This window comes from Halalkalibacter sp. HAAS-P014 (genome assembly GCF_056619965.1).
In genome coordinates this window covers 43,629-66,578 of record NZ_JBWQTV010000001.1, presented here as the reverse complement: position 1 = coordinate 66,578, position 22,950 = coordinate 43,629, and the positions used below count along the sequence as shown (strand labels likewise).

At 37.0% G+C, this 22,950-nt stretch carries 28 protein-coding genes and 1 pseudogene; 2 read left to right on the top strand and 27 right to left on the bottom strand.

The window, feature by feature from the left end:
• Positions 1-34: 34 nt before the first annotated feature.
• From AC1FXZ_RS00370 to AC1FXZ_RS00255, 24 genes and pseudogenes are all read right to left on the bottom strand, one after another.
• Positions 35-295 carry a metal-sensitive transcriptional regulator gene (locus AC1FXZ_RS00370; RefSeq protein ID WP_480049884.1) on the bottom strand — a complete coding sequence of 87 codons (261 nt, stop codon included), beginning with the start codon at positions 293-295 and terminating at the stop codon, positions 35-37.
• Positions 282-668, bottom strand: a complete 387-nt coding sequence (locus tag AC1FXZ_RS00365) for a rhodanese-like domain-containing protein (protein WP_480049882.1) — start codon at positions 666-668, stop codon at positions 282-284. The genes AC1FXZ_RS00370 and AC1FXZ_RS00365 overlap by 14 nt, the downstream gene beginning before the upstream one ends.
• A gap of 20 nt (positions 669-688) precedes the next feature.
• Positions 689-1,075: a rhodanese-like domain-containing protein gene (locus AC1FXZ_RS00360; RefSeq protein ID WP_480049879.1), complete on the bottom strand. Its 387-nt coding sequence runs from the start codon at positions 1,073-1,075 to the stop codon at positions 689-691.
• A 57-nt stretch (positions 1,076-1,132) separates the two neighbouring features.
• Positions 1,133-1,495: a YidH family protein gene (locus AC1FXZ_RS00355; RefSeq protein WP_480049878.1), complete on the bottom strand. Its 363-nt coding sequence runs from the start codon at positions 1,493-1,495 to the stop codon at positions 1,133-1,135.
• A 75-nt stretch (positions 1,496-1,570) separates the two neighbouring features.
• A complete protein-coding gene (locus AC1FXZ_RS00350; RefSeq protein ID WP_004427608.1) occupies positions 1,571-1,954 on the bottom strand; it encodes a DUF302 domain-containing protein in 384 nt (127 codons plus the stop codon).
• A gap of 113 nt (positions 1,955-2,067) precedes the next feature.
• Entirely contained in the window at positions 2,068-2,634 is a 567-nt protein-coding gene (locus AC1FXZ_RS00345) for a carbonic anhydrase (RefSeq protein WP_480049875.1), read from the bottom strand.
• Between the two features lie 16 nt (positions 2,635-2,650).
• Positions 2,651-4,315: a SulP family inorganic anion transporter gene (locus AC1FXZ_RS00340; protein WP_480049873.1), complete on the bottom strand. Its 1,665-nt coding sequence runs from the start codon at positions 4,313-4,315 to the stop codon at positions 2,651-2,653.
• A 209-nt stretch (positions 4,316-4,524) separates the two neighbouring features.
• Positions 4,525-4,752: a sulfurtransferase TusA family protein gene (locus tag AC1FXZ_RS00335; protein ID WP_480049871.1), complete on the bottom strand. Its 228-nt coding sequence runs from the start codon at positions 4,750-4,752 to the stop codon at positions 4,525-4,527.
• A 14-nt stretch (positions 4,753-4,766) separates the two neighbouring features.
• The gene (locus tag AC1FXZ_RS00330; RefSeq protein ID WP_480049869.1) at positions 4,767-5,903 is read right to left on the bottom strand and encodes an MBL fold metallo-hydrolase; all 1,137 of its coding nucleotides are present in this window, start codon (positions 5,901-5,903) and stop codon (positions 4,767-4,769) included.
• A gap of 24 nt (positions 5,904-5,927) precedes the next feature.
• Positions 5,928-6,317 (bottom strand): DsrE/DsrF/DrsH-like family protein, encoded by a 390-nt coding sequence (locus AC1FXZ_RS00325; protein ID WP_480049867.1) that lies wholly within the window; start codon positions 6,315-6,317, stop codon positions 5,928-5,930.
• 31 nt (positions 6,318-6,348) lie between these two features.
• A pseudogene (locus AC1FXZ_RS00320) lies at positions 6,349-6,911 on the bottom strand (rhodanese-like domain-containing protein).
• A 22-nt stretch (positions 6,912-6,933) separates the two neighbouring features.
• Complete coding sequence (locus tag AC1FXZ_RS00315; protein ID WP_480050029.1) at positions 6,934-7,236, bottom strand: rhodanese-like domain-containing protein; 303 nt, start codon at positions 7,234-7,236, stop codon at positions 6,934-6,936.
• Between the two features lie 276 nt (positions 7,237-7,512).
• Positions 7,513-8,160 (bottom strand): thioredoxin family protein, encoded by a 648-nt coding sequence (locus tag AC1FXZ_RS00310; protein WP_480049865.1) that lies wholly within the window; start codon positions 8,158-8,160, stop codon positions 7,513-7,515.
• On the bottom strand, positions 8,157-9,254 hold the full coding sequence (locus AC1FXZ_RS00305) for a sensor histidine kinase (RefSeq protein ID WP_480049863.1): 1,098 nt from the start codon (positions 9,252-9,254) through the stop codon (positions 8,157-8,159). The genes AC1FXZ_RS00310 and AC1FXZ_RS00305 overlap by 4 nt, the downstream gene beginning before the upstream one ends.
• Complete coding sequence (locus AC1FXZ_RS00300; RefSeq protein WP_480049861.1) at positions 9,244-9,933, bottom strand: response regulator transcription factor; 690 nt, start codon at positions 9,931-9,933, stop codon at positions 9,244-9,246. Before AC1FXZ_RS00300 ends, AC1FXZ_RS00305 begins: the two co-directional genes overlap by 11 nt.
• Before the next feature lie 21 nt (positions 9,934-9,954).
• On the bottom strand, positions 9,955-10,515 hold the full coding sequence (locus AC1FXZ_RS00295) for a peroxiredoxin family protein (protein ID WP_480049859.1): 561 nt from the start codon (positions 10,513-10,515) through the stop codon (positions 9,955-9,957).
• Positions 10,516-10,532: 17 nt separating this feature from the next.
• Entirely contained in the window at positions 10,533-11,225 is a 693-nt protein-coding gene (locus AC1FXZ_RS00290) for a cytochrome c biogenesis CcdA family protein (RefSeq protein WP_480050027.1), read from the bottom strand.
• A 7-nt stretch (positions 11,226-11,232) separates the two neighbouring features.
• Positions 11,233-11,895, bottom strand: a complete 663-nt coding sequence (locus AC1FXZ_RS00285; RefSeq protein WP_480049857.1) for a hypothetical protein — start codon at positions 11,893-11,895, stop codon at positions 11,233-11,235.
• Positions 11,896-12,670: 775 nt separating this feature from the next.
• Complete coding sequence (gene rbsB / locus AC1FXZ_RS00280) at positions 12,671-13,600, bottom strand: ribose ABC transporter substrate-binding protein RbsB (RefSeq protein WP_480049855.1); 930 nt, start codon at positions 13,598-13,600, stop codon at positions 12,671-12,673.
• A gap of 93 nt (positions 13,601-13,693) precedes the next feature.
• Positions 13,694-14,638, bottom strand: coding sequence for a ribose ABC transporter permease (gene rbsC, locus AC1FXZ_RS00275; protein ID WP_480049853.1), 945 nt, complete (start codon positions 14,636-14,638; stop codon positions 13,694-13,696).
• Complete coding sequence (locus tag AC1FXZ_RS00270) at positions 14,628-16,124, bottom strand: sugar ABC transporter ATP-binding protein (RefSeq protein ID WP_480049851.1); 1,497 nt, start codon at positions 16,122-16,124, stop codon at positions 14,628-14,630. The genes rbsC and AC1FXZ_RS00270 overlap by 11 nt, the downstream gene beginning before the upstream one ends.
• Positions 16,125-16,137: 13 nt before the next feature.
• Positions 16,138-16,527 (bottom strand): D-ribose pyranase, encoded by a 390-nt coding sequence (rbsD, locus tag AC1FXZ_RS00265; RefSeq protein WP_480049849.1) that lies wholly within the window; start codon positions 16,525-16,527, stop codon positions 16,138-16,140.
• Positions 16,528-16,531: 4 nt separating this feature from the next.
• Entirely contained in the window at positions 16,532-17,416 is an 885-nt protein-coding gene (gene rbsK, locus AC1FXZ_RS00260; protein WP_480049847.1) for a ribokinase, read from the bottom strand.
• Entirely contained in the window at positions 17,413-18,402 is a 990-nt protein-coding gene (locus tag AC1FXZ_RS00255; protein WP_480049845.1) for a LacI family DNA-binding transcriptional regulator, read from the bottom strand. The genes rbsK and AC1FXZ_RS00255 overlap by 4 nt, the downstream gene beginning before the upstream one ends.
• Positions 18,403-18,606: 204 nt before the next feature.
• Between AC1FXZ_RS00255 and rpsN the strand changes: the two genes are divergently transcribed.
• Both rpsN and AC1FXZ_RS00245 read left to right on the top strand, forming a co-directional pair.
• Entirely contained in the window at positions 18,607-18,876 is a 270-nt protein-coding gene (rpsN, locus tag AC1FXZ_RS00250) for a 30S ribosomal protein S14 (protein WP_480049843.1), read from the top strand.
• Between the two features lie 29 nt (positions 18,877-18,905).
• Entirely contained in the window at positions 18,906-19,952 is a 1,047-nt protein-coding gene (locus AC1FXZ_RS00245; protein WP_480049841.1) for a GTP-binding protein, read from the top strand.
• A 60-nt stretch (positions 19,953-20,012) separates the two neighbouring features.
• Here AC1FXZ_RS00245 and AC1FXZ_RS00240 read toward each other — a convergent pair whose 3' ends face one another.
• The 3 genes from AC1FXZ_RS00240 to AC1FXZ_RS00230 all read right to left on the bottom strand — a co-directional run bounded on the left by AC1FXZ_RS00240 (position 20,013) and on the right by AC1FXZ_RS00230 (position 22,942).
• Positions 20,013-20,807, bottom strand: coding sequence for a TIGR03943 family putative permease subunit (locus AC1FXZ_RS00240; protein ID WP_480049839.1), 795 nt, complete (start codon positions 20,805-20,807; stop codon positions 20,013-20,015).
• Positions 20,808-20,842: 35 nt separating this feature from the next.
• Positions 20,843-21,838, bottom strand: a complete 996-nt coding sequence (locus AC1FXZ_RS00235; protein ID WP_480049837.1) for a permease — start codon at positions 21,836-21,838, stop codon at positions 20,843-20,845.
• A gap of 135 nt (positions 21,839-21,973) precedes the next feature.
• Entirely contained in the window at positions 21,974-22,942 is a 969-nt protein-coding gene (locus tag AC1FXZ_RS00230; RefSeq protein ID WP_480049835.1) for a CobW family GTP-binding protein, read from the bottom strand.
• Between the last annotated feature and the right edge of the window lie 8 nt (positions 22,943-22,950).

Genomic DNA, 22,950 nt, shown 5'->3' with positions numbered 1-22,950 from the left:
CATTCCCCCTGTCAACCCTTTAATATTTATCTTTTTACCTGCTTTTTACTAATAAATTAACAGCTTCTTGGATGAATTTTTCAGTATCTTCCCCTTTTTCGATCTGTTCTCTGACACAGTGCTCCAAATTGCTACTAACAACAACACCAATTGTCCGGTCTAGCGCATTTCTTGCTGCAGAAAGTTGAACAACGAGATCCTTACAATCCTTTCCTTCTTCCATCATTCTTAAAATAGCTTTCACTTGCCCCTCTATGCGTTTCACTCTATTTTTCATTTGATCAGTGTATTCCATGAATTTCCCTCCTATCTCTGCAATTCATTTGCTTACTATATTTTTTATCCTCTATATGATATCCAGCTACTTTAACACCTTTACTTTTTAAAAAACGAGCGCTTATCGTTACATCTAACATATCTGAACCAATAATACAAACAAGTTTCCCTTCAAGTTCACGGAAATTCCTTTTTATATATGGCAAAGGTATATTATAAGAACCGTTGATAGGCTTTTTATGAGCCTGAAGATAACCTCTTACATCGAGTAAAATCGTTTTTTCATCACTGAAGTTTTCTATATCCATACGCGCTAAACAAAGCACTGGCACAAATCTTTTATATAAAATATTTGATCCTATTAATAATAGCACAATTATGAAGATGGTCATATTGTTAACCTAAGAAGTAACTAATTTGTTACTTCCCCTTCCCAAGCAAGCATTCCACCTTTTACATTAACTAAATTTTGATACCCAAATTCTTTAAGTTTATTTAAGGCTTGTAGGCTTCTATTCCCGCTTCTACATATAATCACAATGGTTTGATCAGCAGGAATTAGATGATAATTGCTTTCTAACTCACTAAGAGGAACATTAGTCATTCCTTCTATATGGGACTCTTGAAATTCATGAGGTTCTCGTACATCAACATAGAAAACGTCATCAGATGCATACGTCATCATGTTAGCAAGTTGTTCTGTACTAACTTGTTCTACCCCTATTGTTGGAATTAACTTATAGCCAAGAAAACCGATAATGAATACAAGTGGCAGAATATAGGAACTATATTTCTTCATTACCTTAACCCCCTTCGCTCTTTATATTTCATATATTATACCCCTCAGGGTATAAAGTCAAGGGGTGTTAACAAAAAAATAATATATACCAAATAATACCAATATAGCCGTAATGATGAATGTCATATAGAAGATAATTTTATAGGAAGAATGAAACGTTTGGCTATTTATAGCCTTTCGATTTCGGTAATAAACAAATGTAGCAAAGAAAATTGTTGATAGCCCCAACAAAAGAGAAAATAAACTAATAAACATCGCAATTGTATTGTCTAAAAACTCATTCATTAGCGTATTAAAGTGTAGGGTTGTTGCTAAGAATCCTACTCCAATAATAGCAATGGCTGTTCTAATCCAAGCTAAATACGTTCTTTCATTTGCTAAGTGTTGTTGAATATATTTAGATTCATCGGATTGATTCATTTGAATAGACCTCCTAACTTGTAAAACAAGCCTCTTGCTACTAAGTTAGACTTTTCACAAGAGACTTTATATGCATCAAATGCTTTTATCGATAGCAGAAATCAGTCTTTTCTCGATATCTGCAGCTATTCCATTTAAATCTTCATCATTTACATACTGTATTAATGAAGTAGGTTTTGGCATTCCAATTTTCGTTTTTCCATTATCGTTATATACTACTATCTTACAAGGCAGGAAGTATCCAACCATTTTGTTTCTATCTAATACTCGTTTCGCTTCGTGGGGGTTACATACTTCTAACACTTTATATGGATCGTTAAATTCCAATCCTTTTTCTTGTAACTTTGCTTGGATATCAAATTCCCACAAGACTCCAAATTGCTCTTCCATCAAATTTGTTTTTAACTTCTCAATTGTTTCTTCCATTCCACTTACTGTATCGACAGTATAATCAAACATATTTTTCTCTCCTTTATGAGTTATTGGTACCAGTAAAAACAACGTATTACTTTTTGCAATGTTAACTTTTAAAAAAATAGATACCTTATTTAGAGAACAACTTTAAGAACCAATTAATTCTCATGCGGAAACACCCTTTCCAATTCCCCTGACTCGACATGAAATAAACATCCTAAAACTTCTATATCAGTCCCGTATTCCTTATAAATAGGGTGCTCCATTAATCTTTCGACTTGTTTTAAAACATTTAGCTTCGTTAATTCATCCAATGATACTGTTTCTAACGTCGTACTTTTATCAGGTAGACTAGCGCGAACTCTCGAAATCCAACCCTGTAGCTCCTGCTCATCGTTCTCTAACCAAGCGGCTTTTACGCCTCCGCAGTCGGTATGACCTTTAATGACAATCTTTTTTACCTTTAAGTGTTTCAACGCATAATATAGACTAGCCGAAAAACTTTCATCTTCCGTTACCACTTGATTAGCAATATTTCGATGGACAAACATGTGTCCTAAAGGCATTTGCGTAATGACAGAAGGACTAACACGCGAGTCACTGCAAGATAAGACAAAGAATTCTGGTGTTTGACCTTTTTTTAACTCATCAAAGAATGTTGGGTCTTGTTCTTTAATCCTTTGTATAAATTCCTCATTTTTCTTTCTTAATTCAAGTCCCTCCATCTTTGCTCCTCTCCTTCTATTTGTTAATTGCATTAAGCGCGTGCTCAACCGATAAATGCCTTAAATTTTCCCCATATTTTTCATCCCAATTCGCTTTCTTCAGTAAATCCATCACAGGACCTTTAATTCCCGCAAAAAGAAATGCAATATCCCCTTTTCTACATGACTCCATTATTTCTTCTAATGAATGTATCGCTACAGCGTCTATGGAGTTCACACCTGAAAAATCTAAAATAATCCACTTCGTCTCAGGATTTTCTCCTACACGTTCACATAGTTTATCTTCTAAAAAGGTCATATTCGCAAAGTATAATGAAGCATCTACACGGAAAATCATAACTTCTGGGTCTACTTTTGCTTCTGGGTAGCGTTTAATATTACGGAACACATTTTCTTCTTGTAAATACCCTAACTCTGCGACATGAGGATACGCACTCCGAACGATAAAAACAAGTAAGGAAAATACTACTCCAATTAATATCCCTTGCTCAATCCCAATCGTTAGCGTAGCAATAAAAGTAATTACCCACGTCCAACCGTCCACACTTTTGATTTTAAACAAATGTTTTGCTTCTTTCACATCGATTAGACTGTATACAGCAACCATAATGATCGCAGCTAACACTGCATTAGGAAGATAGTAAAAGAAACCAGTGAAAAATAATAAGGTTAGGATAATAAGAATAGCCGTAATTATTGTCGCAAGTGGTGTCTTTGCCCCAGATTGATAGTTCACAGCTGAACGGGAAAATCCTCCTGTTACAGGATATCCTGCAAAGAAAGAACCACCAATATTAGCAAGCCCTAACCCTACTAGCTCCTTATTGGGAACTACTTTATATTTTTCTTTAGCCGCTATTGCCTTTGCCATCGCAATCGATTCCATAAAACCGATGAAAGATATGGCAAGTGCGATAGGAAGAAGTGCCATAACAGCATCTAGTGTAAATACAGGTAGCGATAATGACGGCAGACCTTTTGGTACTTCACCAACAATTTTCACTCCTGCTTGTTGCAGCTGTAACACGTAGATTGCACTAATACTTAGGACGACGACCACAAGCGGACCTGGAATTTTAGGTACAAACTTTCTTAATCCAATCAATATGAGAATACTAACCAATCCAATGGTTAATGTTATTGGATTTATTTCAGAAACCCTGCTTATTGACTCGAATAAAATCTTAAATACATCTTTATCTGCTTCTAGTTTCACTCCAAGTAAATGCTTCAACTGACTTAATCCAATAATGATTGCGGCTGCTGAAGTAAAACCACTAATTACAGCATGAGATAAGAAGTTTACTAAGAAACCAAGCCTAAGCACTCCCATTAGAAACTGAATCATACCTATCATAAGCATTAAAAGTAACACCAACGAGATATATTCATCTGTTCCAGGTTCTGCAATCGTAGATACCCCTGCTAGTACTAATAATGACACCATCGCAACGGGACCAACCGCTAATTGTCTCGACGTTCCAAATAATGCATAGATAAGAAGTGGAATAGTAGAAGCGTACAACCCAATAACCGGTGGTAATCCAGCTAACATTGCATATGCCATCCCTTGTGGAATAAGCATAATCGCAACGATTAACCCCGCTGACATATCTCCGCTTAAATCCGACCGTTTATAATTTGGCATCCATTCCAATGCTGGAATTAACTTTTTAAACATAAGGTTCCTTCCTCTCTTTTTATTTATTATATACCTATACCCCTACACCTATTTTAGGTTTATTGAGCTAATTTGTCAATAATTTAAATTTTATGTATAGATTAGACCTAAGAGGAGATACCTGTTAAAGACAACTAGAGGCATTTAACAATGTCCTTACTTTGTTTAAAATCCTACTATGAAGAGTAATCCTCATAGTAGGACGAAGGTTAAGACTTTTTAATATAAAAAGTGAACACTCCGTCTTCTTCTTTATCACTTAACAATTCATGACCACCCGAATTTACCCAAGCAACAAGGTCGTTTTTAGCTCCCTTATCGGTAGCCTGTATTTCCAACACTTCTCCAGACTGTAACTCATCCATTGCCTTTTTCGTCTTCACAATCGGCATTGAACACGCAAGACCTTTTGCATCTAAAACTTTAGTCACTTCCATCTTGTCATTCCTCCTTAACGTACTGCACAGCGATTTGGCCCAATCTCCATCTCCCGTTGTTCCTCAAGATCAGGATTGACCTTGCCCATATTCGTCTCTCGAATTTCCTGGTAAGCGTTTGGTTGTGGTGGTAAATTTTCTGAAACGGTTTTTCTAAATTCATTTTCATCATTGATGTTCAACCCATGATTTTCTTTATACAACTTACCTAATTCTTCTGATACGCTCCCATCTTTGTTCATTTCATTAATTCCCATGTAGTGGGCAGGTAGGACAATCAGATTATCTGCTAATTGTTTGTACCGGTCATAAAGGGTTTGTCTAAGATCTGCCACCCAATCTTCAGCTTTTCCCGCTAAATCAGGGCGCCCAATTGAATCAATAAATAAAATATCTCCAGTTAAAAGATATTGATCATCAACAATAAAGGACGTACTCCCTATCGTATGTCCAGGCGAATAAATAGCTTTGATTAACACTTTCCCAACCTTGATCTCATTTCCATCTTCGAGCTTCGTATATGAATACGTTACTTCTTCAGCATCCTTTGGTGGTAAGTGATACTCAGCACCTACCTTTTCAGCTAAAGTTCGTCCGCCGGAAATATGATCAGCATGAAGGTGCGTATCTAGTAGGTGAGTTAGCTTCAAGTTATGTTCGCTAATAAATTGTTCATAAGGTTCAATCATACGTGCTGCATCAATGATAGCTGCTTCTCCATTTGATTCAACTAAATAGGATAAACACCCCTTACCAATTCGAACAAATTGATGAATAGTACCGCCACCTGTTAAATCACCTATTTTAATGGGCTCTAAATATTCACTCCAAGCTTTCATTCCGCCTTCAATAGAATAAACATGATCATACCCAGCTTCTGCAATTTGTTCAGCGACAAATTCAGACGAACCTCCCTTCGCACAAATAACATAGATCGGCTGATCTTTAGGCAGTTGATCCATAATCGGATCAAGACTGTCAATTAAATCAAAGTAAGGCTTGTTAATAATATGGACGTTTTCCCCTTCAATTTTCCAATCGTCAAAATCACCTGTGTTTCTTACGTCTAAAATAAATATTTGATCGCCATTAAGAATCTTTTTTGTTAACTTTTTAACATTGATTCCTTTCATCGCAGTTGTTGTCGTCATGGTTTCCCCTCCTATAGTTCTTTATTAAAATGTCAGGGTCACGTCAGCATCTTTTGCATACGTCAAAAATGTCACGGCACCACCAACATCAATTCCCTCAATAAAATGTTCCTTCTCTAAACTCATGACATCCATTGTCATTTGACAAGCAATCATTTTTACACCCATTTCTGTTGCCATTGAAACAAGTTCATCAACTGGAGGGACATTGTTCTTCTTAAAGCCTTCTTGGAGATGTTCTTTTCCTGTAGGCATTGGAAGGTTTTTATTTGCCTCTTTATGAATTAAGTTTAATCCTTCAAAAGTGAAAAATATTTCAACCTCAGCATCAGTTGCAGCGGCTGCTGTTGCGATATTAAAAACTTTGTAAGCATCAAATATTCCACCATTTGCAGCGATAATTGCCATTTTCAATGATACTCTCTCTCTCCCTGTTTAATGAAGTTTATTTGTTGGGGCCCGTCCATTCTTTCATACCAGGTACCACATTTCTCACATGATTGAATCCTTTTTCAGTAAGCTTTTGTGCTGCGAAATCACTTCTTCTACCAGTGCGACACACAACATGGACTTCACCATTTTTATCTAACTCTTCAAAGCGCTCTTCAAGTTCTCCTAACGGAATATGAACAGCTCCCAGAATATGCCCAAAAGCGTATTCTGCAGATTCTCTAACATCTAAAATGGTGATTTTTTCATCACTTTCTATTTTTTAGAAAGTTCATCAAGCGTCACAACATGAGGATGTTTGGTTTCTGTTTTTTCTTCTTCTGAGCTTGCTTTTCGAAGATAATGTTTTAACGTATCTCCCTCTTCAATCGTTCCAAGGTATTGATTACCTGTACTATCTGCCCATGCTTTTATATCAGTGGTTGAACCTTTATCAGTCGCTTGTATTTCCATGACTTGACCGGGTTCAAGCGTATTGATTTCCTTTTTTTGTTTTAACAATTGGCATTGACACGCTAGACCTTTTGCATCTAACGTTTTATTTACTGTTACTTCCAAATTCTTCACCTCCCTAACATCTTTATTTTCTTTCTAGATCGCCTTCCCAATCCAACATTCCACCTACCATATTCTTCACCTTAAATCCTTTGCCTTTCAAGAATTCAGCAGCTCTTCCACTTCTAGCACTAGACCGACAAACTAAGATATGTTCTTTGCTTTTATCAATTTCACTAAGTCGATCCTTAATCTCTCCAAGTGTGATATGGTGAATGCCAGAAATGTCTCCTTCTGCTATTTCTTCAGGTTCATGAACATCAATGATGCTATCCTGCTTGCCTTCATTTATACGGTGTGATACTTCGTTTGGTGTAATTTCTTCAATTGTGTATTTATTGACATATTGTATATTTCCCTCCTCTAAGTGCAGATAAAAAAGAGTGGTACATAGTTATCATTTCAAAAAAATACATTTTTCCTTCTTCAAAAAAACTTTGCTAAATTCAGTTAGTTAACCCAAAAATTTAATTTCGCTTGGCGATTAGCTTTTGTCAATTAGTGTAAAATGAGATTAATGAGGAACACAATGCGTTAAAATCTCTTTTACAAATTAAATAATTATAAAGGACCTCAAACAATGTTTAAGGTCCTTTACGATAAATTAGAAACTATTATGGTTTTTTATAACCAGCTCAATTTTTTTAGTGCCGTATGAGTGTAATGTTTGTTGTAGACACCTTTTCATCTTGTACGCGTTACCTTCTGAAATTGTTTTTTCCTCATGGTTAATATAAACTCGTGCTAAATCTTCTTCAAACTCAACTAATTCTAAAGTAGCACTATCTGGAAACGGGTTCATTAATGGTTGAAAATCAGCTTCTAATAACAAGTTGATTGCTGTGATACGAGGCGTTTTAACTGCTGTTGGATTAGCAAACTCTATGTCAACCGCTTCAAGTCCGTCACCATTAAGCAAATAGATAGTATAAGATTCTACACTTTTCTCTCGTTTGGCTCCTCCACTTGGTAAGGTTGTATGATTTTTTTTAGTTTTAATGAGTTGTATGACCTCGTCTGTTTCCTTAAATCCCTCAACCCGATTAACTTCTTTTCCATATTTATCTCGAAACAACGTAGTAGGATTATGAATGATCCGTGCCTCATTCGTTACCTCAGGTTCTTGATCAATAAACACAATCGAAAATGTTAGCTCAGGTAATAAGGCAGTAATCTCTTCCAAAACATGCCTCATCGTTCTACCTAAGGGACAAGCTGACATCGTAAATAGAGTGATGTTAGTTATTATCATGCGTCCTCCTCCTTGTTCTCTGTCGGTAACGTAAACCAAAAGGTATGAACATTTTGACTCGTTTTTAGGCCTACTTCTCCGTTATGACTTTTAATAATCTCTTTGACGATCGATAGTCCTAACCCAGACCCTCCTAAATTACGATTCCGTGAAAGGTCAGCTCGATAAAAACGTTCAAAAGGTTGGTTCGGATCTTCAATTGGGATAGGGAGTCCTTCATTTTTTACTTGAATTAGATATCCCTTCTCACTCATAAAACCTTTGATTTCCATCCATCCCCCTTTATCATAATTAAGGACGTTTTCAATTAAGTTTGTTACGACCTGTTTCAATCCCTCTTTATCAGCATGTAACTGTTTATCTTCTATGCTAACCTTGATTTGGATCGATTGTTTCTGAAATTCCAAGCGAAAAATTTCAACTTGGCTTTCAATAAGTGGACGAATAGATAAGCACTCATAATTTACAGAGCTGCCATATTCATTTTTCCAAACATTAAGTTGTTGCATTTGTTCAACAAGACTTGTTAGCCTCTTCGACTCTTCGAAAAGAGAATCGTATAGATCTTGATTTCCATTTATTACTCCTGACCTTAACGCCTCTAAATAGCCATTGATATTTGTTAAAGGAGTTCTTAATTCATGAGCAACATCTTGAGTCATTTTCTCACGTGATTCCTCTACTTTTTTTATTTTCCTTACCATTTCATTAAAGTGCCTTGTTAATTGACCGACTTCATCAGAATTTTTGTTATAAATAATCGCTGGATCGTTCCCTTTTGCAATCTCTTTTGTCGCCTCCGTTAATGTACTTAATGGGTATAATAGCGAACGTATAAAATAGAAATGAACAACCGCTGCAATGAAAATTGAAAGAATAACAGCATATACGAGGTAAGAATCCAATTGATTTGTAAAATTCAACCTTTGTTCAGCTGAGAGAGCATTTTCTTGTTCTATTAAATAGCAAGCAAAATCTTTTACAGATACACCAACAATCCAAATGACCAATCCGACAACGATGCTATTAATTACCGTTAGCTTCAACATAAGGTTCATTTTTAACATTCTTTTTACGATTTGTTTAAAAGGCAACAAACTGATACCCCATGCCCCGAACTGTTTTAATACAATCTGGAGCGTCTACTTGCTCTAGTTTTTCCCTAAGATTTCGGATGTGGACATCAATTGTCCGATTCGTAATATCTTTCTCAACATTTGGATAAAGTTCCTCGATCATCTGTTCTCTAGATAGGATTTGATTTGGGTGCTTCATGAACATATATAGTAATTTGCTTTCATTATTTGTTAAAGGAAGTTTCGTTCCATTAAAATTCACTTCTCCCTTTAAAGGCTTCACTGTTATCCCTTGATAACTAATTTTATGACAACGATTCTCTGTTCGACGCAACACAGTTTCGACACGAGCAACAAGTTCATTGGGACTAAATGGCTTTGTTATATAATCATCAGCCCCCATTCTGAGTCCATTAATCCGATCCTTTTCTTCCACCTTAGCTGTAACCATGATAATCGGACTATCACTTTTCTTCTCTGTCCTAATCCATTTACAAACCTCTTCTCCACTGACCTCAGGAAGCATTAAATCAATAATCGTAAAACATGGATCGTACCGTTCAAACATGTCAATGCCTTCTTTTCCGTCTCTTGCTTCCCGCACATCATAACCTTCTTTTTCAAGATAGATCTTAATTAATTGTCTAATTTTATGATCATCTTCTACAATTAAAATAGATTTGCCCTTAGTGTTCACTCCGAACCTCCACATCTCGTATTAATTAATATTGTTTATCATTGTTTCCATCATTTCAAAAGACATGGGTCCAATCACTTTATTTTGAACGAACCCCTCCGTATCAATGACATAAGTTGTTGGTATAGAATAAGCTTGATACATCGCTCCGATCTCACCATCCACATCTAATACAACTGGAAATGTTAATTGAAATTCTTCATACACAAAAGGCCTTACCGCATCTTTATTTCGCTCTTGAGTTGTTAAATTAACTGCCAATATGGTAACTCCATCATTCTTATATTTCTCATAGTAGTCTTGCATATGGGGCATTTCAGCTCGACATGGTGGGCACCAAGTTGCCCATAAGTTTAGGATTACTTTTTCCCCTCTAAAGTCTGATAACTTCAATGACTCTCCTTCTAATGTTTCTAATTCAAAGTCCGGTGCCAAATTTCCTTGGTTTAATCCTACTTCAACATCTACTACATTCGTTTCACTATTCGGTTCATTCCCACTTTCTACACGTAAATCCATTAACCCCCATCCTATTAGACCAACTAAAAGGAGGATCACAATCACATTCTTTTGTTTTTTCATCTTTTATTTTCCTTTCCTCAACCATAATAGGTGAAAGTTGCAAGCCATGCACTAATCCTTTGAAATTGACCTGTAAATAGAAGCAAACCTAAACCGATTAAAATCCAACCATTAACTACACTTAATTTAGGTAAAATTGAATTAATATTTTTTACAACTTTCAATGAGTAGGTCACAAGTATCGATACCATTAAAAAGGGTATCCCTAATCCTAGTGAATACACTGACAATAAGATCACACCACTACTTACTGTTTCTAGCGAAGCAGCTAATAGTAAAATAGAAGATAACACAACACCGACACATGGAGTCCATCCAAATGCAAAAGCCATTCCAATTAAAAAGGAAGGTCCTGCACCAGCCCTTTTAGATTGCATATGTATTCTTTTTTCCCGCATGAGGAATTTAAGTTGTAAAAGACCTACCATTTGAAGTCCAAAAATGATAATAAGGAGTCCACTTATTTTTTCAACAATATTTCTATTTTCCATGAACAATTGACCTATGAAACTTGCGGATACTCCTAAAAGTACGAAGATGATACTAAATCCCAAAATAAAGCTTATTGATCTAGTAAATACTAGTTTCTTATCTACATTGACCTTATCAGAGACTGTAGAACCTGTTAACGTAGCAATGTAAGCAGGAAGTAACGGAAATACACAGGGTGAAAAGAAAGAAAGAAGTCCTGCAGTAAGGGCTACTAAAATGGATAAATTATCGATTCATCTCACTCCTTTTACTTTTCTGTACGATTAGCATAAGTAGAACCAATAGGATAAAACCAATTTGGAGATTTGTGAACCCAAATATAACTGGTTTTATATGAGTCAAATAACCTAAAAAGATTTGACCTAGACTATAAATTAATAGGCTGTTGGATAACTCTTTTCCATAATCTACTTCTTTATTCTTCGACATAGAAAATATTAGCCACCCAGCTAAAATAATCTGACCAGAGTAGTAACTATAATTTGTATGGAATAGATAAATAAAATACGTTGCGCTCCCTGCAAGCCAGCCAATGAAAGTAAGATTCACATAAGTTACTATTCCTATGCTCTGCTTAGTAGATTGAAAGTAAATATAAATGAAGCCCATTAGAACTCCTAACAACATTCCTTTCTGACCACCATCAAAATATAGAATCCCTATTGGATAGGCAAAGGCATGAACCGGATTGAACAATACATAACTTAGTTTCCAAACGATAAAACCATAAAATAGCGCATTAAATACCGTATCTAATAGTGGGGTTTTTTCTAAATTTAACCGACTTAAACGAATGTTCATTGCTAAATATGCTGCTACTAGTGCAACGCCAATAAAGATCCATTTGATAGGCAAACGTATCGAACCAATAATTAAAAACTCCTCCATAAAGCTCCTCCTTTATCTCAAGTTATACTTTGTGAATATTAAGAAACGTTTAAGAAAACAAAAAAAGTGCATTTTCACATGCACTTCTCCATTGCTATATAGCTAAAGAAAGAACCTTTCTTAGTTCACGATATCCCTCTAAAAAATTGAGAATACAGTACCCATAATACTATAGATAATAAATATAGCTCCTACCAGGAACCAAAGGTATACAGCTGGTCATATTGGAGGTGACACTTTAGCCTTTTTACCATCTGTTGTCCCTTTATTAATTCCTCACTGGTTATTCGAACAACGTTTTTCTACATTCTTCATTTGAGGTATACTCCTCCCCACTAAGATACCCTAATAGGTACACTATATACCTATTAGGGTATCTAGTCAACTTCATATTACCTTCTTAATGAAAAATTCACCAATATTGTGAACTAATTCCTGGCGATAAATAAGAGCTATCCATTTCTATTCTACTTAATGGCTTCTAAGGGGAACAGGCGTGAATGAATGAAAAGAGAGAAGTGGCCTGATTTATTGTCTGATGACTCGACACGATTTGAAGAAGTCCGTTAGTTTACAATAAAAGCTTAAAGCCCATTATTAAAAGTTATATAACTACCAAAAAATAACCCTTTACCAATACCTGTATACTTTAAAAAAGAAAGCCAACCATTTATACTAAATAGTCAGCCTTCATTTTTAAATATTTCAACCTATCAACAAGTTCTTACAATATTTGAGGAGTTCCTGGCACCGCATGACGGTCAGGCAAATAAAACTACTTCACCAATTCCAACTCCACCGGAATATTCTCCTCAACCTCTTCCCCATTTAACACTCGTAACGCTGCTTCAATGGCAGATGAACCTATAAGGATAGGTTGTTGTGCAACTGTACCTGCTAAACGACCATCTTCCACGGCAGCAACTGCATCGTCTGTTGCATCAAATCCAATCACGACAATATCGCTTCCTTTTCCAGCTGCTTCAACTGCTTCTAAAGCACCTAGAGCCATTTCATCATTATGAGCAAATACGCCAACAATATCAGGGTTACTTTGAAGAATGTTCTCCATTACATTTAATCCTACAGAACGGTCAAAGTTTGCTGTTTGAGAAGAAACGACATCAAGCGATCCTCCCGCAACAATGTGGAAACCTTCTCCACGTTCACGTGCAGCGGAACTACCTGGGATGCCTTCTAATTCAGCAACCTTCGCTCCCTCTCCTACTAATTCAACTAAAAGTTCTGCAGCCATTTCTCCACCAGCTATGTTATCAGAAGCAATATGAGTAACAATTTCTCCTGAATCAGCCCCACGGTCTACAGTAATAACAGGGATGCCTGCGCTGTTCGCCACTCCAACTGCTGCCGCTACTGAAGCAGAATCTGTTGGATTAATTAAAATGATATCAACGCCGCGTTGAACTAAGTCCTCCACGTCACTTACTTGTTTCGCATCATCATCTTGTGCATCAAGCACAACTAAATTGACGTCTAGCTCTTTTGCCTTCGCATCCGCTCCCTCTTGTAGAGTAACGAAAAATGGATTATTTAACGTCGAAATCGAAAAGCCAATCGTGTATTCTCCGTCTCCACTATCTTTTGAACCACTCTCTGATTCGGAGTTGCCTGCTGGTGATTCCATTGAACAAGCTGTAACAAAAGCTAACATTAATAATGATACGAACATGACCCATTTCTTCATGATACACACTCTCCCTTAATTTTTATGTTTTTCCTTAAACCTTCTGCCTAAAAGATAGGACCACGTATCACGCTTCCGTGATCCTTATTTCTTTTAAGCATTCTTTTTGCGATCCATTAGTACCGCAAGTAAGATAACCCCACCTTTAACGACTTGCTGGAAGAAGGAACTGACTCCCAACAGATTGAGCCCATTGTTTAAGACTCCTATAATCAAGGCCCCAATAAGAGTACCTACGATCCAACCTCTACCACCCGTTAAACTAGTTCCACCTAAGACAACAGCCGCAATCGCATCTAATTCATACATAGTGCCTGCCGTCGGCTGTGCGGAGTTCAATCTTGACATGAGGATGACCCCAGCAAGCGCGGATAAAAATCCAGTTAACGAGTAAACATAGATTTTAATTCGATCCGCTTTAATTCCCGATAATATAGCGGCTTCTTCGTTCCCACCGACTGCGTACACCCGGCGACCGAACGTTGTCTTTTTCAAAATCAAATATAAGATAACAAAGGAGATCATCATCGTTATAGCCGGTACAGGAATACCCATGAAATACCCTTTACCTAACATTTGAAAGAAGGTAGAATCACCTAAACCGGTAACCGGTTTTCCATCTGTAAACATTAACGTTAAGCCTCGAAAAATGGTCATCGTTGCAAGCGTGGCAATAAATGGTGCGACTTTCCCTTTTGAAATAATCAATCCATTAAAGGCTCCCAAAATGGCTCCAACCGCTAAGCCCGCTGCAACAGCCAATACAGGATCTACTCCGGCCGCTAGCAAAGTGGCTGTGACCGCCCCTGACAACGCGAGAATCGATCCGACTGATAAATCAATTCCACCCGTTAAAATAACAAAGGTCATTCCAAATGCAATCAATGCGTTAATGGATACTTGTCTTAAAATATTAAAAATATTTGATACCGATAGAAAACTTGGATTTAATATCGTAATGATCACAACAATAACAACCAAGCCGATAAGTGGCCCTAATTTTGCAAAATTAGCTGAAAATTTCCCTTTACCCAACATGTTTATCGCCTCCAGTGGCGTAATGCATAATATGTTCTTCACTTAATTCATTTCGATCTAATATCGTTTGCATCTGTCCTTCAAACATCACCATGACTCTTGAACTCATACCGATGACTTCTGGAAGTTCGGACGAGACCATAATAATGGCTACTCCTTGTTCGGCTAATTCTTTCATTATCGTATAAATTTCTTTCTTAGCCCCAACGTCTACCCCGCGTGTTGGTTCATCTAAAATGAGAATACTTGGACTGGTTCCAAGCCACTTTGCAATGACCACCTTTTGCTGATTTCCCCCACTCAGGGATTTGGCCTGTTGCTCCGGACTCGCACACACAACCCTTAATCGTTTAATCAGACTTCCCAATAAAGCTGATTCCTTCTTTTTCGAAATCAAGCCATTAGTAGAGATAGACTTTAAGTTGACTAGACTAATGTTTTCGCGAATGGAGAAGTCTGTGATGAGTCCTTTTGTTTTTCGATCCTCTGTGATCAGACCCAAGCCATTTCTTATAGCCTCAATTGGAGAAGAAATTTGGACTTCTTTTCCATTGATCAAAATCTGCCCACTATCAGCCTTCCGATAGCCAAATAAGGTCTCCACCACTTCTGAGCGCCCAGCTCCCATCAAACCTGAGATCCCTAAAATTTCACCTGATTTAACCGAAAATGAAACATCTTTAAATTCACCCATTCTAGTTAAACCTTTTACTTCGAGCTTCACATCTCCAGCCTCATGTGTTAACTCAGGGAACCTTCCACCTAACTGTCTTCCTACCATCATACTTACGATTTCGTCAAAATTCGTTTCTGGAATGTTTTTCACCCCAACATATTGACCATCTCGTAACACGGTAATCCGATCACATAAAGAAAAGATCTCTTCCATTCGGTGCGAAATATAGATAAAGGAAACCCCCTTTTTCTGCAGACCACGAATGGTTTTAAACAATGTTTGAATTTCTCGATCCGTTAAAGCTGCTGTAGGTTCATCCATGATAATGACGTCGGCATTGGTCATAAGCGCTTTCGCTATTTCAATCATTTGCTGCTTTCCAACGGATAAATTTCCCGCTCGCTCTGTTGCCTTTACATCTAAGCCTAAATCACGAAGCGTCTCTTCCGTCTTCCGGTTCATCTCTTTGGTTTTCAGCCAGGCTGTCTTTCCTACTGTCTGTTCATTTCCTAAATACAAATTCTCTGCCACCGTCAGTTCCGGTAGAATATTTAACTCCTGATGAATAACAGCAATTCCATCTCTTTCCGCATCCTTGGGACCTTTATAGACGACTTTCTTTCCTTTTACTTCCACTGTGCCACTATCGCGAGCATAAATGCCTGTTAGGATTTTCATCATCGTTGACTTCCCGGCACCGTTCTCCCCCATTAGGGCATGAATCTCACCTTTTTCTAAGGAAAAAGCCACCTCTTTTAACACTTGGTTTCCACTAAATGATTTTGAAACCCCTTCCATTTGAATAATCATAAAGACACCCCTTTTAGAAAATCACACCAGCCTGAAGAATGATATTCGCGTACGGTGTGACCTCGCCTGTTCGGATAATTACCTTAGCCTGTTGTGTTTCTTTTTTAAAACGTTCATGACTCATAAACTGAATCGGAAATATATGTTTACACAGTCCACTGTAAACTTTTTCATTCTCCTGTTTGATTTCTTCTGCACAAATAGCACTTTCGACTTCCATATCATTCACTACTTCTTCCAACACATCTAAAAAAGTAGGTACCCCTTTTTTCAAGGAGAGGTCAATATATCTCACATTCTCAGGAATCGGAAGACCACAATCTCCAATCACAATCGTATCTGTATGTCCAAGCTTTGCGAGAACCTCCGCAATATCTCTATTTAGTATTCCATGTTTTTTCATCAAGCTACCTCCGCTTTAATATGAATTCCTCTAGTTCCTCCCGTGTAGGCATCCCACCTGTTGCGCCAAATCGTTGAACAGAGAGCGCTGCAGCTGCATTGGCGAACTCAATTGCTTTTGAAAGAGGCATTTTCTCACTAATAGCAACCGCCAACGCTCCATTAAAAGTATCCCCCGCCCCCGTTGTATCAACTGGTTCTACTTTGAAAGATGGGATCGTATGGGTGGACCCGTTTTCCATAAACGTCGCCCCTTTATCTCCCATCGTCACAATAAGTTTCTGAGCAATCTCTTCGTGCTCATCCAAACGTAATTCTTTTTCCTCGGTCTCATTAGGAGTAATATACAGAGCTTTTCTCCAAAACTCTTTATCTAATGTTCTAGCCGGAGCTGGATTCAAAATGATAGGAATTCCTGCTTCATGACAAAGATTTAAACAATAGCGAACGGTTTCTAACGGAATTTCAAATTGTAATAATACCAGATCACTCTTCAGGAGTTTCTCTTTATGTTTTTCCACGTATTTAGGAGTGACTTGTTCATTGGCTCCTGGGATGACAATAATGCGATTATCATTATCCGATACAAGGATAGTCGCTACACCTGAACTTGAATGTGTAACCGGTTCCACATTTGTTACAGAAACCCCTTCCTTTTGTAAACCCTGTCGAAGCTGCACTCCAAAAGCATCATCCCCCACTCTCCCAATAAATTGGACATTCCCTCCTAATCTTGCAGCAGCAACAGCTTGGTTGGCTCCCTTTCCACCCGGAATCGTCTCAAAACGTTCTCCAAACGTCGTTTCTCCTTGGACTGGGACCTTTTTTGTGATGGTAACCATATCCATGTTGATACTTCCAACGACTGTAATAATCGGTTGCTGTTTCATTCGATCTCCTCCTTCCTTTTTGTTGTTTCACGAACGATTAAATTCGTTGATAGTTCAAAGTAAGATCCTTCTATTGGTTGTTTTTCGATAAGCTTGATTAATAGTCTTGCAGCTGTTGCACCCATTTCATAAATAGGTTGTGCAATCGTTGTTAGTGACGGGATTAGCATTTCACCAAAAGGTATCCCATCATACCCAATAATTTGAATGTCTTCTGGAATACGTTTCCCCATTCTGTTTACAGCCTTCATGGCACCTGCTGCCGTTACATCACTACTAGCAAAAATACCATCAATGCTTGGATACTGCTCGAGTAAGTCTCTAGTAACCTGCTCTGATTTCTCGAAGTGAAAATCAGCTTCTTCTATAACACTGGCAATTCCTACTTTCTCAACCACTTTCCTGAAACCATGTAAACGATCGTCAGCAGTCGCTAACCCCTTTGGGCCACGAAGATGAGCAATAAATTTACACCCACTTTCAATTAAATGGGTTGTGGCCATTTCTGCCCCTTCTTTATTAGCTGAAACGACAGTTGGAATCTGATCACCTATAATTCGATCAAGTGCGACCATTGGTACACCCACTTTATCAACTTCCGCAAAAGAGAGTTGGTTCGTTGTTAGAATAATGCCATCGACATATTTCTGCTTCAATGCTTCTAAGTAATTACGTTCCTTTTTTATATCTTCATCTGCATTACATAGGACAACCGTATATCCATAAGTAAGAGCAATATCTTCCACAGCCCGAGCTAATTCTGGGAAAAAGGGATTTGTAATATCCGGTAAAATCAAACCAATCATTCGAGATGATTTGTTATAGAGCGTTCTAGCTACTGCATTAGGTCTGAAATCTAACTCTTTAATCGCCGCAGCTACCGCTTCTTCTGCTTGCTTACTTACATACCCTTTTTTATTTAACACTCTTGAAACAGTTGCCACTGAAACTTGCGCATATTTTGCGACGTCACGAATTGTTGTCATAAAATCTCCTCAACTTCGATTAATCTGTAACCGGTTACATAGATATTAATATATTTAATATCATTTGTCAATAAGGAAGCAACGGGTCAGTTCCTGTGAGAATATCCATTTACAATATATTTACCAAAAACTTTACATACATCTTACTTTCCTTTATCATTTAAATCGTAATGATTATGATTATCGACGAAAGGTGGATGCAACATGGCTAAAAAATCAAAGGTTGCTAAGGAAATGAAAAGACAAGAGCTTGTAGCACGTTATGCAGAAAAAAGACGCGAACTAAAGGAAAAAGGAGATTACGTCGGCCTCAGTAAACTTCCGAGGGATTCAGCACCAAGTCGGTTAACAAGAAGATGCGAATTGACAGGTAGACCTCGTGGTGTTCTTCGTAAATTCAAACTCTCTAGGATTGCTTTTAGAGAGCTCGCTCACAAAGGTCAAGTGCCAGGTGTAAAGAAATCAAGTTGGTAAAAATTAAAGACATATAGGATGTGTTCAGATTGGGAAAACAAAAAACTCTAACAGTTATAACAGGCTTTTCTTTAAAAGATAAATGTGATGTAATTCGAAAAATACAAGAAAAGAATCCGAACAACAGTAAAGTGATTCTCTTTCGCCCTACCGATGTTCAGTTAATATATCATTCAGAAGAAGATCCTTTTTCACTTACACACTTTATTAGTGAGGCTGTTCATCACTTGGAGATAAATACGATAACCAATCTGATTCATACACTAGAAGAGGAATTTCACATCAAACAAATCGACGAGATTATATTAGATATCTATCCAATCTCAAATGTTGATTCTCTTTTTGCCCACATAGCCTCTAAAAGTGAAGCGCTAAATTACTCGATAAAGTCCCATACTCACATAATAAACGCTAGAGACTTTTGGTTTACTTATTTCTCTGAACACGCCATTCAAATGAATGAATTCGATTCAGCACTTTCACTTGAATATACGTTTGGTGAGACACTTATTCTTCAGCTAGAGCATGCTGAAACGATTTATTTGACAAATACAGATGAGCTTTCACATGAGCGATTAGCTGAATTAACCGTGTTTATACAAAACTTGCAACCAAACGCAGTTATAAAAAGCCTTAAGGAAGTAGAGTACCAAAAAGAGAATAAGGGAATGTTCTATAATATAGAGGAAGCGGCCGATCAATTATATAACGACCAAATCAAGCTTTTCTCATCAAGGAGATCCTTGAAAGTAATCGGTCAATATGGGATTGATACGCTTGTTTATAAGAGTGTTTTACCTGTCGACTTTAGATGCTTAGAACAGTTTTTCACTAAGCTTCCTAATGAAGTGTTTCGTATGAAAGGAAGGTGCTATAATCCCTCAACACAAGAATTACATTCCATTTCGCAAGTCGGATCATCGATACAAGTTGACACAACTAAGCTCTATCCCAATAAAGGAATGGATGTTCTAACAGAGTTCCTCTTTATTGGGTCTGAAATCAATTATGAAGATATTGAAAAATTATTGAATGACTGTTTACAAATAACATATGAAAATAAAATAGCATACTGAAGCATTGGAAAAAGGTAAATATTTACCTTTTTCCCTAATCTCAATCAGTCATTTTAGCAATCATGGATAGATATATGGTTCCTTAGGAGTTTGAATCTCCTGCCAACTGTTTACTTTAATAATAGGAATCAACACGTGACTACTACTTTTTTTCACATCTAATTCTCCTCTCACACGAATCCAAGTGTTCTCTTCAATTCCTAAATCTCCTCCTCTCTCGATGGCAAGCCCAACTGCATGAGCATCAGCTACACAATGAGTCACAAGGAATCTACTAATAACCATTAAGTTATTAGCTTGCAAATCATCCTCTAGTATGAATCCTTCTAATTCAATTGGTTTACCCTTGAAATTTGTAGGATATGAAGTTACAGCCCCTATATAGCTTGCAAAATTCTCATTATCAACTTTAAGAACTGGTTCCTTTAACATTCTCTGTATTGGCCTATATTGATCTTGTAACTCCCCATGCTCATCTATATGGCAATCATCATGGCTAGAATAAATAACTCCCCGATTTAATGCTTCTGTGGCACCTAAGTCTTTATAAGGGAAAAGAAAGCCTGTCAGAAGTGGTAGTATTATTATTCCGTAAGCCATTATCGTTTTTACTGTTACTCCATCCTCATCATTTTCATGACTACACCCCCAAGGACCACATTGACTATGGTCGTGTTCAATGTTTCGTGGAGTCAAAATCCTAGGTACTTGAATAAAAAATAAAAAAAGAAACAGAACTGAAGCTACTTGACTAAAAAAAAGATAATTAGGGTTTATAAATCTAGTAATTTCCCCTGTTTCATGCAGAATAAAGATAAAAACTGCAAAAAGAAGTAGCACGATTGCTTTAATCATTTGCCTCACTTGTATATATATAATAACCTCCCCCCTTACATCCATGGATGAACGATTAGTAAAACTCCAAGAACTGTACCAGTAATGATGACCATAAGAACTAGTACAAAACGTATTTTAAAAACGGCCATCATCATTATGGTATTTTTCAAATCTAACATGGGTCCATAAATTAAAAACCCAAGCAGGGAGGTTTGCGGAAAAAGGTGACGGAAGGAAGCAGCTATAAACGCATCGGCCTCAGAACACAAAGACAATAAATAAGCAAGTCCCATCATGACAAGTGTGGAAGCAAGAATCCCTTCGCCTAAACCAAGGATGGACTTAGTTGATATATACGTCTGAACAAACGCTGCTAACATAGCCCCCATTATTAAAAATTTCCCCATATCAAAAAATTCATCAATAGCATGCTCAAGCATAGCCTTGAAGCGACTTCCAATAGGTTGCTTTTGGGTAGATAAGTCTTCACTTGTACTGCCTTTTGTTCTTTTTAACTGATTGGTATGAAAAAGAACTAAAATGAATGCTGTAATAATAATCGCTATCCCTAGCCCTAAACTCATTCTTAACATAGCCATTCTAAGATCTTCTCCAAAAGCCATATACGTTGAAAACAAAACTATTGGATTAATTAATGGACCTGTAAGTAGAAAACCTACTCCAGCAAAGAGAGGAACTCCTTTTGCTATTAAACGGCGGACAATTGGTACAATTCCACACTCACAAGCAGGAAACAAAGCCCCAAGTAAGCAACTTGTCAAAACAGCTAAAAATTGGTTTTTCGGTATTAACTTCTTGAGATGTTCTTCGGTAACAAATATCTGAATAATACCAGCGATAAAGACACCGATTAATACAAAAGGAATGGCTTCAATTAATATACTAAGAAATATCATATTAAATGTTAACAAAGATTCAGGTAGTAAGAGATTTGTAAAAGTAAAGCGATCGTTAAATGATATCAACAAAATCGCCATTCCAATCAAGATAAAGCCGATTAGTTCTGTAGAATTTTTTTGGATCCGCATATATGTTACCTGTCCTCCATTTTTTTGTTTATTTAATGTATATGCGGACAAGTGGTCTTAATGAGGACAAATAATAATAATTACGATTTATAGTAAATAAAGGAGCTTTAGGCACAGCTCCTTTATTTACCGTTGTTACATCTTAACTTTTTGAACTAGGTGTTTCCATTCCTCTTTTATATCATCCTCATTTAGATCCATCCCAATCAAGACTAAATAGTGATCACCATGATAAGTTGAACGATCCCAGCTTACACGTTTCATCGCATGTTGCATAAGGTATGTGCCATCCTGAAGTTTTAAATAGCCTTTTGCTCGTAGCAGGTTTTGTTTCCACTTTTTTAAAAACTTTTCAATTTCTAACGAAGTTGTAGTATTGAAGAGTGGCAAGGTAATGCTTTTAATTCTAGAATAGGAGTTATGTGTATGCTCGTGATGATGACCTTTTAGTTCAGCTTTTTTTATTCTTACGGTAACCCTTACTGATGAAGATTTTAAATGGTCAAATAAAGGAGCTAATTCGACGTTACTATATGTTGCAAAAGAAATCTTAGATGTAGGGTTTTGTTTAATAAGAACCTTATTTATCTTTTGCTTTTTTGCTTCAGAAACTAAATCAGTTTTATTAACGATAAGTAGATCAGCAACCTCGATTTGCCTTCTTGTTGTTCTTACAAGCTCACGATCAGATTCAAATACACTATTATAAGAAAGAATATGTTCTGCATCAATTAATGAAATCACTTTTTCTAAATAGACTTGATTAATTAGTTCGGGCTCCGTTAATGAATCGGCTATCTCTTCTGGATTGGCAACACCTGTCAATTCAATAAAAATAACATCAGGCTTTAAACTAAGCAATTTATCCATGCATTGAACGACTTCACTTTTTTTACTGCAGCAAATACATCCATCCAATAACTTTTCAATCATTTGACTTTTTCCCAACAGAATTCTGCCATCCGTATCCGTTTTTCCAATTTCATTTATTAAGACAGCCGTTTTCAGATTTCGATTAACAGCCTCCTCTAGTAAACGTTCTAGGAGCGTTGTCTTACCACTTCCTAGGAATCCACTTAAAACAAACACAGGTATTTTAGACAATGTTATTC

What these genes read in the sequence shown, in the direction of transcription:
- AC1FXZ_RS00370 (WP_480049884.1), bottom strand. Translation starts at nt 295, where the DNA reads ATGGAATACACTGATCAAATGAAAAATAGAGTGAAACGCATAGAGGGG.
- AC1FXZ_RS00365 (WP_480049882.1), bottom strand. Translation starts at nt 668, where the DNA reads ATGACCATCTTCATAATTGTGCTATTATTAATAGGATCAAATATTTTA.
- AC1FXZ_RS00360 (WP_480049879.1), bottom strand. Translation starts at nt 1,075, where the DNA reads ATGAAGAAATATAGTTCCTATATTCTGCCACTTGTATTCATTATCGGT.
- AC1FXZ_RS00355 (WP_480049878.1), bottom strand. Translation starts at nt 1,495, where the DNA reads ATGAATCAATCCGATGAATCTAAATATATTCAACAACACTTAGCAAAT.
- AC1FXZ_RS00350 (WP_004427608.1), bottom strand. Translation starts at nt 1,954, where the DNA reads ATGTTTGATTATACTGTCGATACAGTAAGTGGAATGGAAGAAACAATT.
- AC1FXZ_RS00345 (WP_480049875.1), bottom strand. Translation starts at nt 2,634, where the DNA reads ATGGAGGGACTTGAATTAAGAAAGAAAAATGAGGAATTTATACAAAGG.
- AC1FXZ_RS00340 (WP_480049873.1), bottom strand. Translation starts at nt 4,315, where the DNA reads ATGTTTAAAAAGTTAATTCCAGCATTGGAATGGATGCCAAATTATAAA.
- AC1FXZ_RS00335 (WP_480049871.1), bottom strand. Translation starts at nt 4,752, where the DNA reads ATGGAAGTGACTAAAGTTTTAGATGCAAAAGGTCTTGCGTGTTCAATG.
- AC1FXZ_RS00330 (WP_480049869.1), bottom strand. Translation starts at nt 5,903, where the DNA reads ATGACGACAACAACTGCGATGAAAGGAATCAATGTTAAAAAGTTAACA.
- AC1FXZ_RS00310 (WP_480049865.1), bottom strand. Translation starts at nt 8,160, where the DNA reads ATGATAATAACTAACATCACTCTATTTACGATGTCAGCTTGTCCCTTA.
- AC1FXZ_RS00295 (WP_480049859.1), bottom strand. Translation starts at nt 10,515, where the DNA reads ATGAAAAAACAAAAGAATGTGATTGTGATCCTCCTTTTAGTTGGTCTA.
- AC1FXZ_RS00285 (WP_480049857.1), bottom strand. Translation starts at nt 11,895, where the DNA reads ATGGAGGAGTTTTTAATTATTGGTTCGATACGTTTGCCTATCAAATGG.
- rbsB (WP_480049855.1), bottom strand. Translation starts at nt 13,600, where the DNA reads ATGAAGAAATGGGTCATGTTCGTATCATTATTAATGTTAGCTTTTGTT.
- rbsC (WP_480049853.1), bottom strand. Translation starts at nt 14,638, where the DNA reads ATGTTGGGTAAAGGGAAATTTTCAGCTAATTTTGCAAAATTAGGGCCA.
- AC1FXZ_RS00270 (WP_480049851.1), bottom strand. Translation starts at nt 16,124, where the DNA reads ATGATTATTCAAATGGAAGGGGTTTCAAAATCATTTAGTGGAAACCAA.
- rbsD (WP_480049849.1), bottom strand. Translation starts at nt 16,527, where the DNA reads ATGAAAAAACATGGAATACTAAATAGAGATATTGCGGAGGTTCTCGCA.
- rbsK (WP_480049847.1), bottom strand. Translation starts at nt 17,416, where the DNA reads ATGAAACAGCAACCGATTATTACAGTCGTTGGAAGTATCAACATGGAT.
- AC1FXZ_RS00255 (WP_480049845.1), bottom strand. Translation starts at nt 18,402, where the DNA reads ATGACAACAATTCGTGACGTCGCAAAATATGCGCAAGTTTCAGTGGCA.
- rpsN (WP_480049843.1), top strand. Translation starts at nt 18,607, where the DNA reads ATGGCTAAAAAATCAAAGGTTGCTAAGGAAATGAAAAGACAAGAGCTT.
- AC1FXZ_RS00240 (WP_480049839.1), bottom strand. Translation starts at nt 20,807, where the DNA reads ATGATTAAAGCAATCGTGCTACTTCTTTTTGCAGTTTTTATCTTTATT.
- AC1FXZ_RS00235 (WP_480049837.1), bottom strand. Translation starts at nt 21,838, where the DNA reads ATGCGGATCCAAAAAAATTCTACAGAACTAATCGGCTTTATCTTGATT.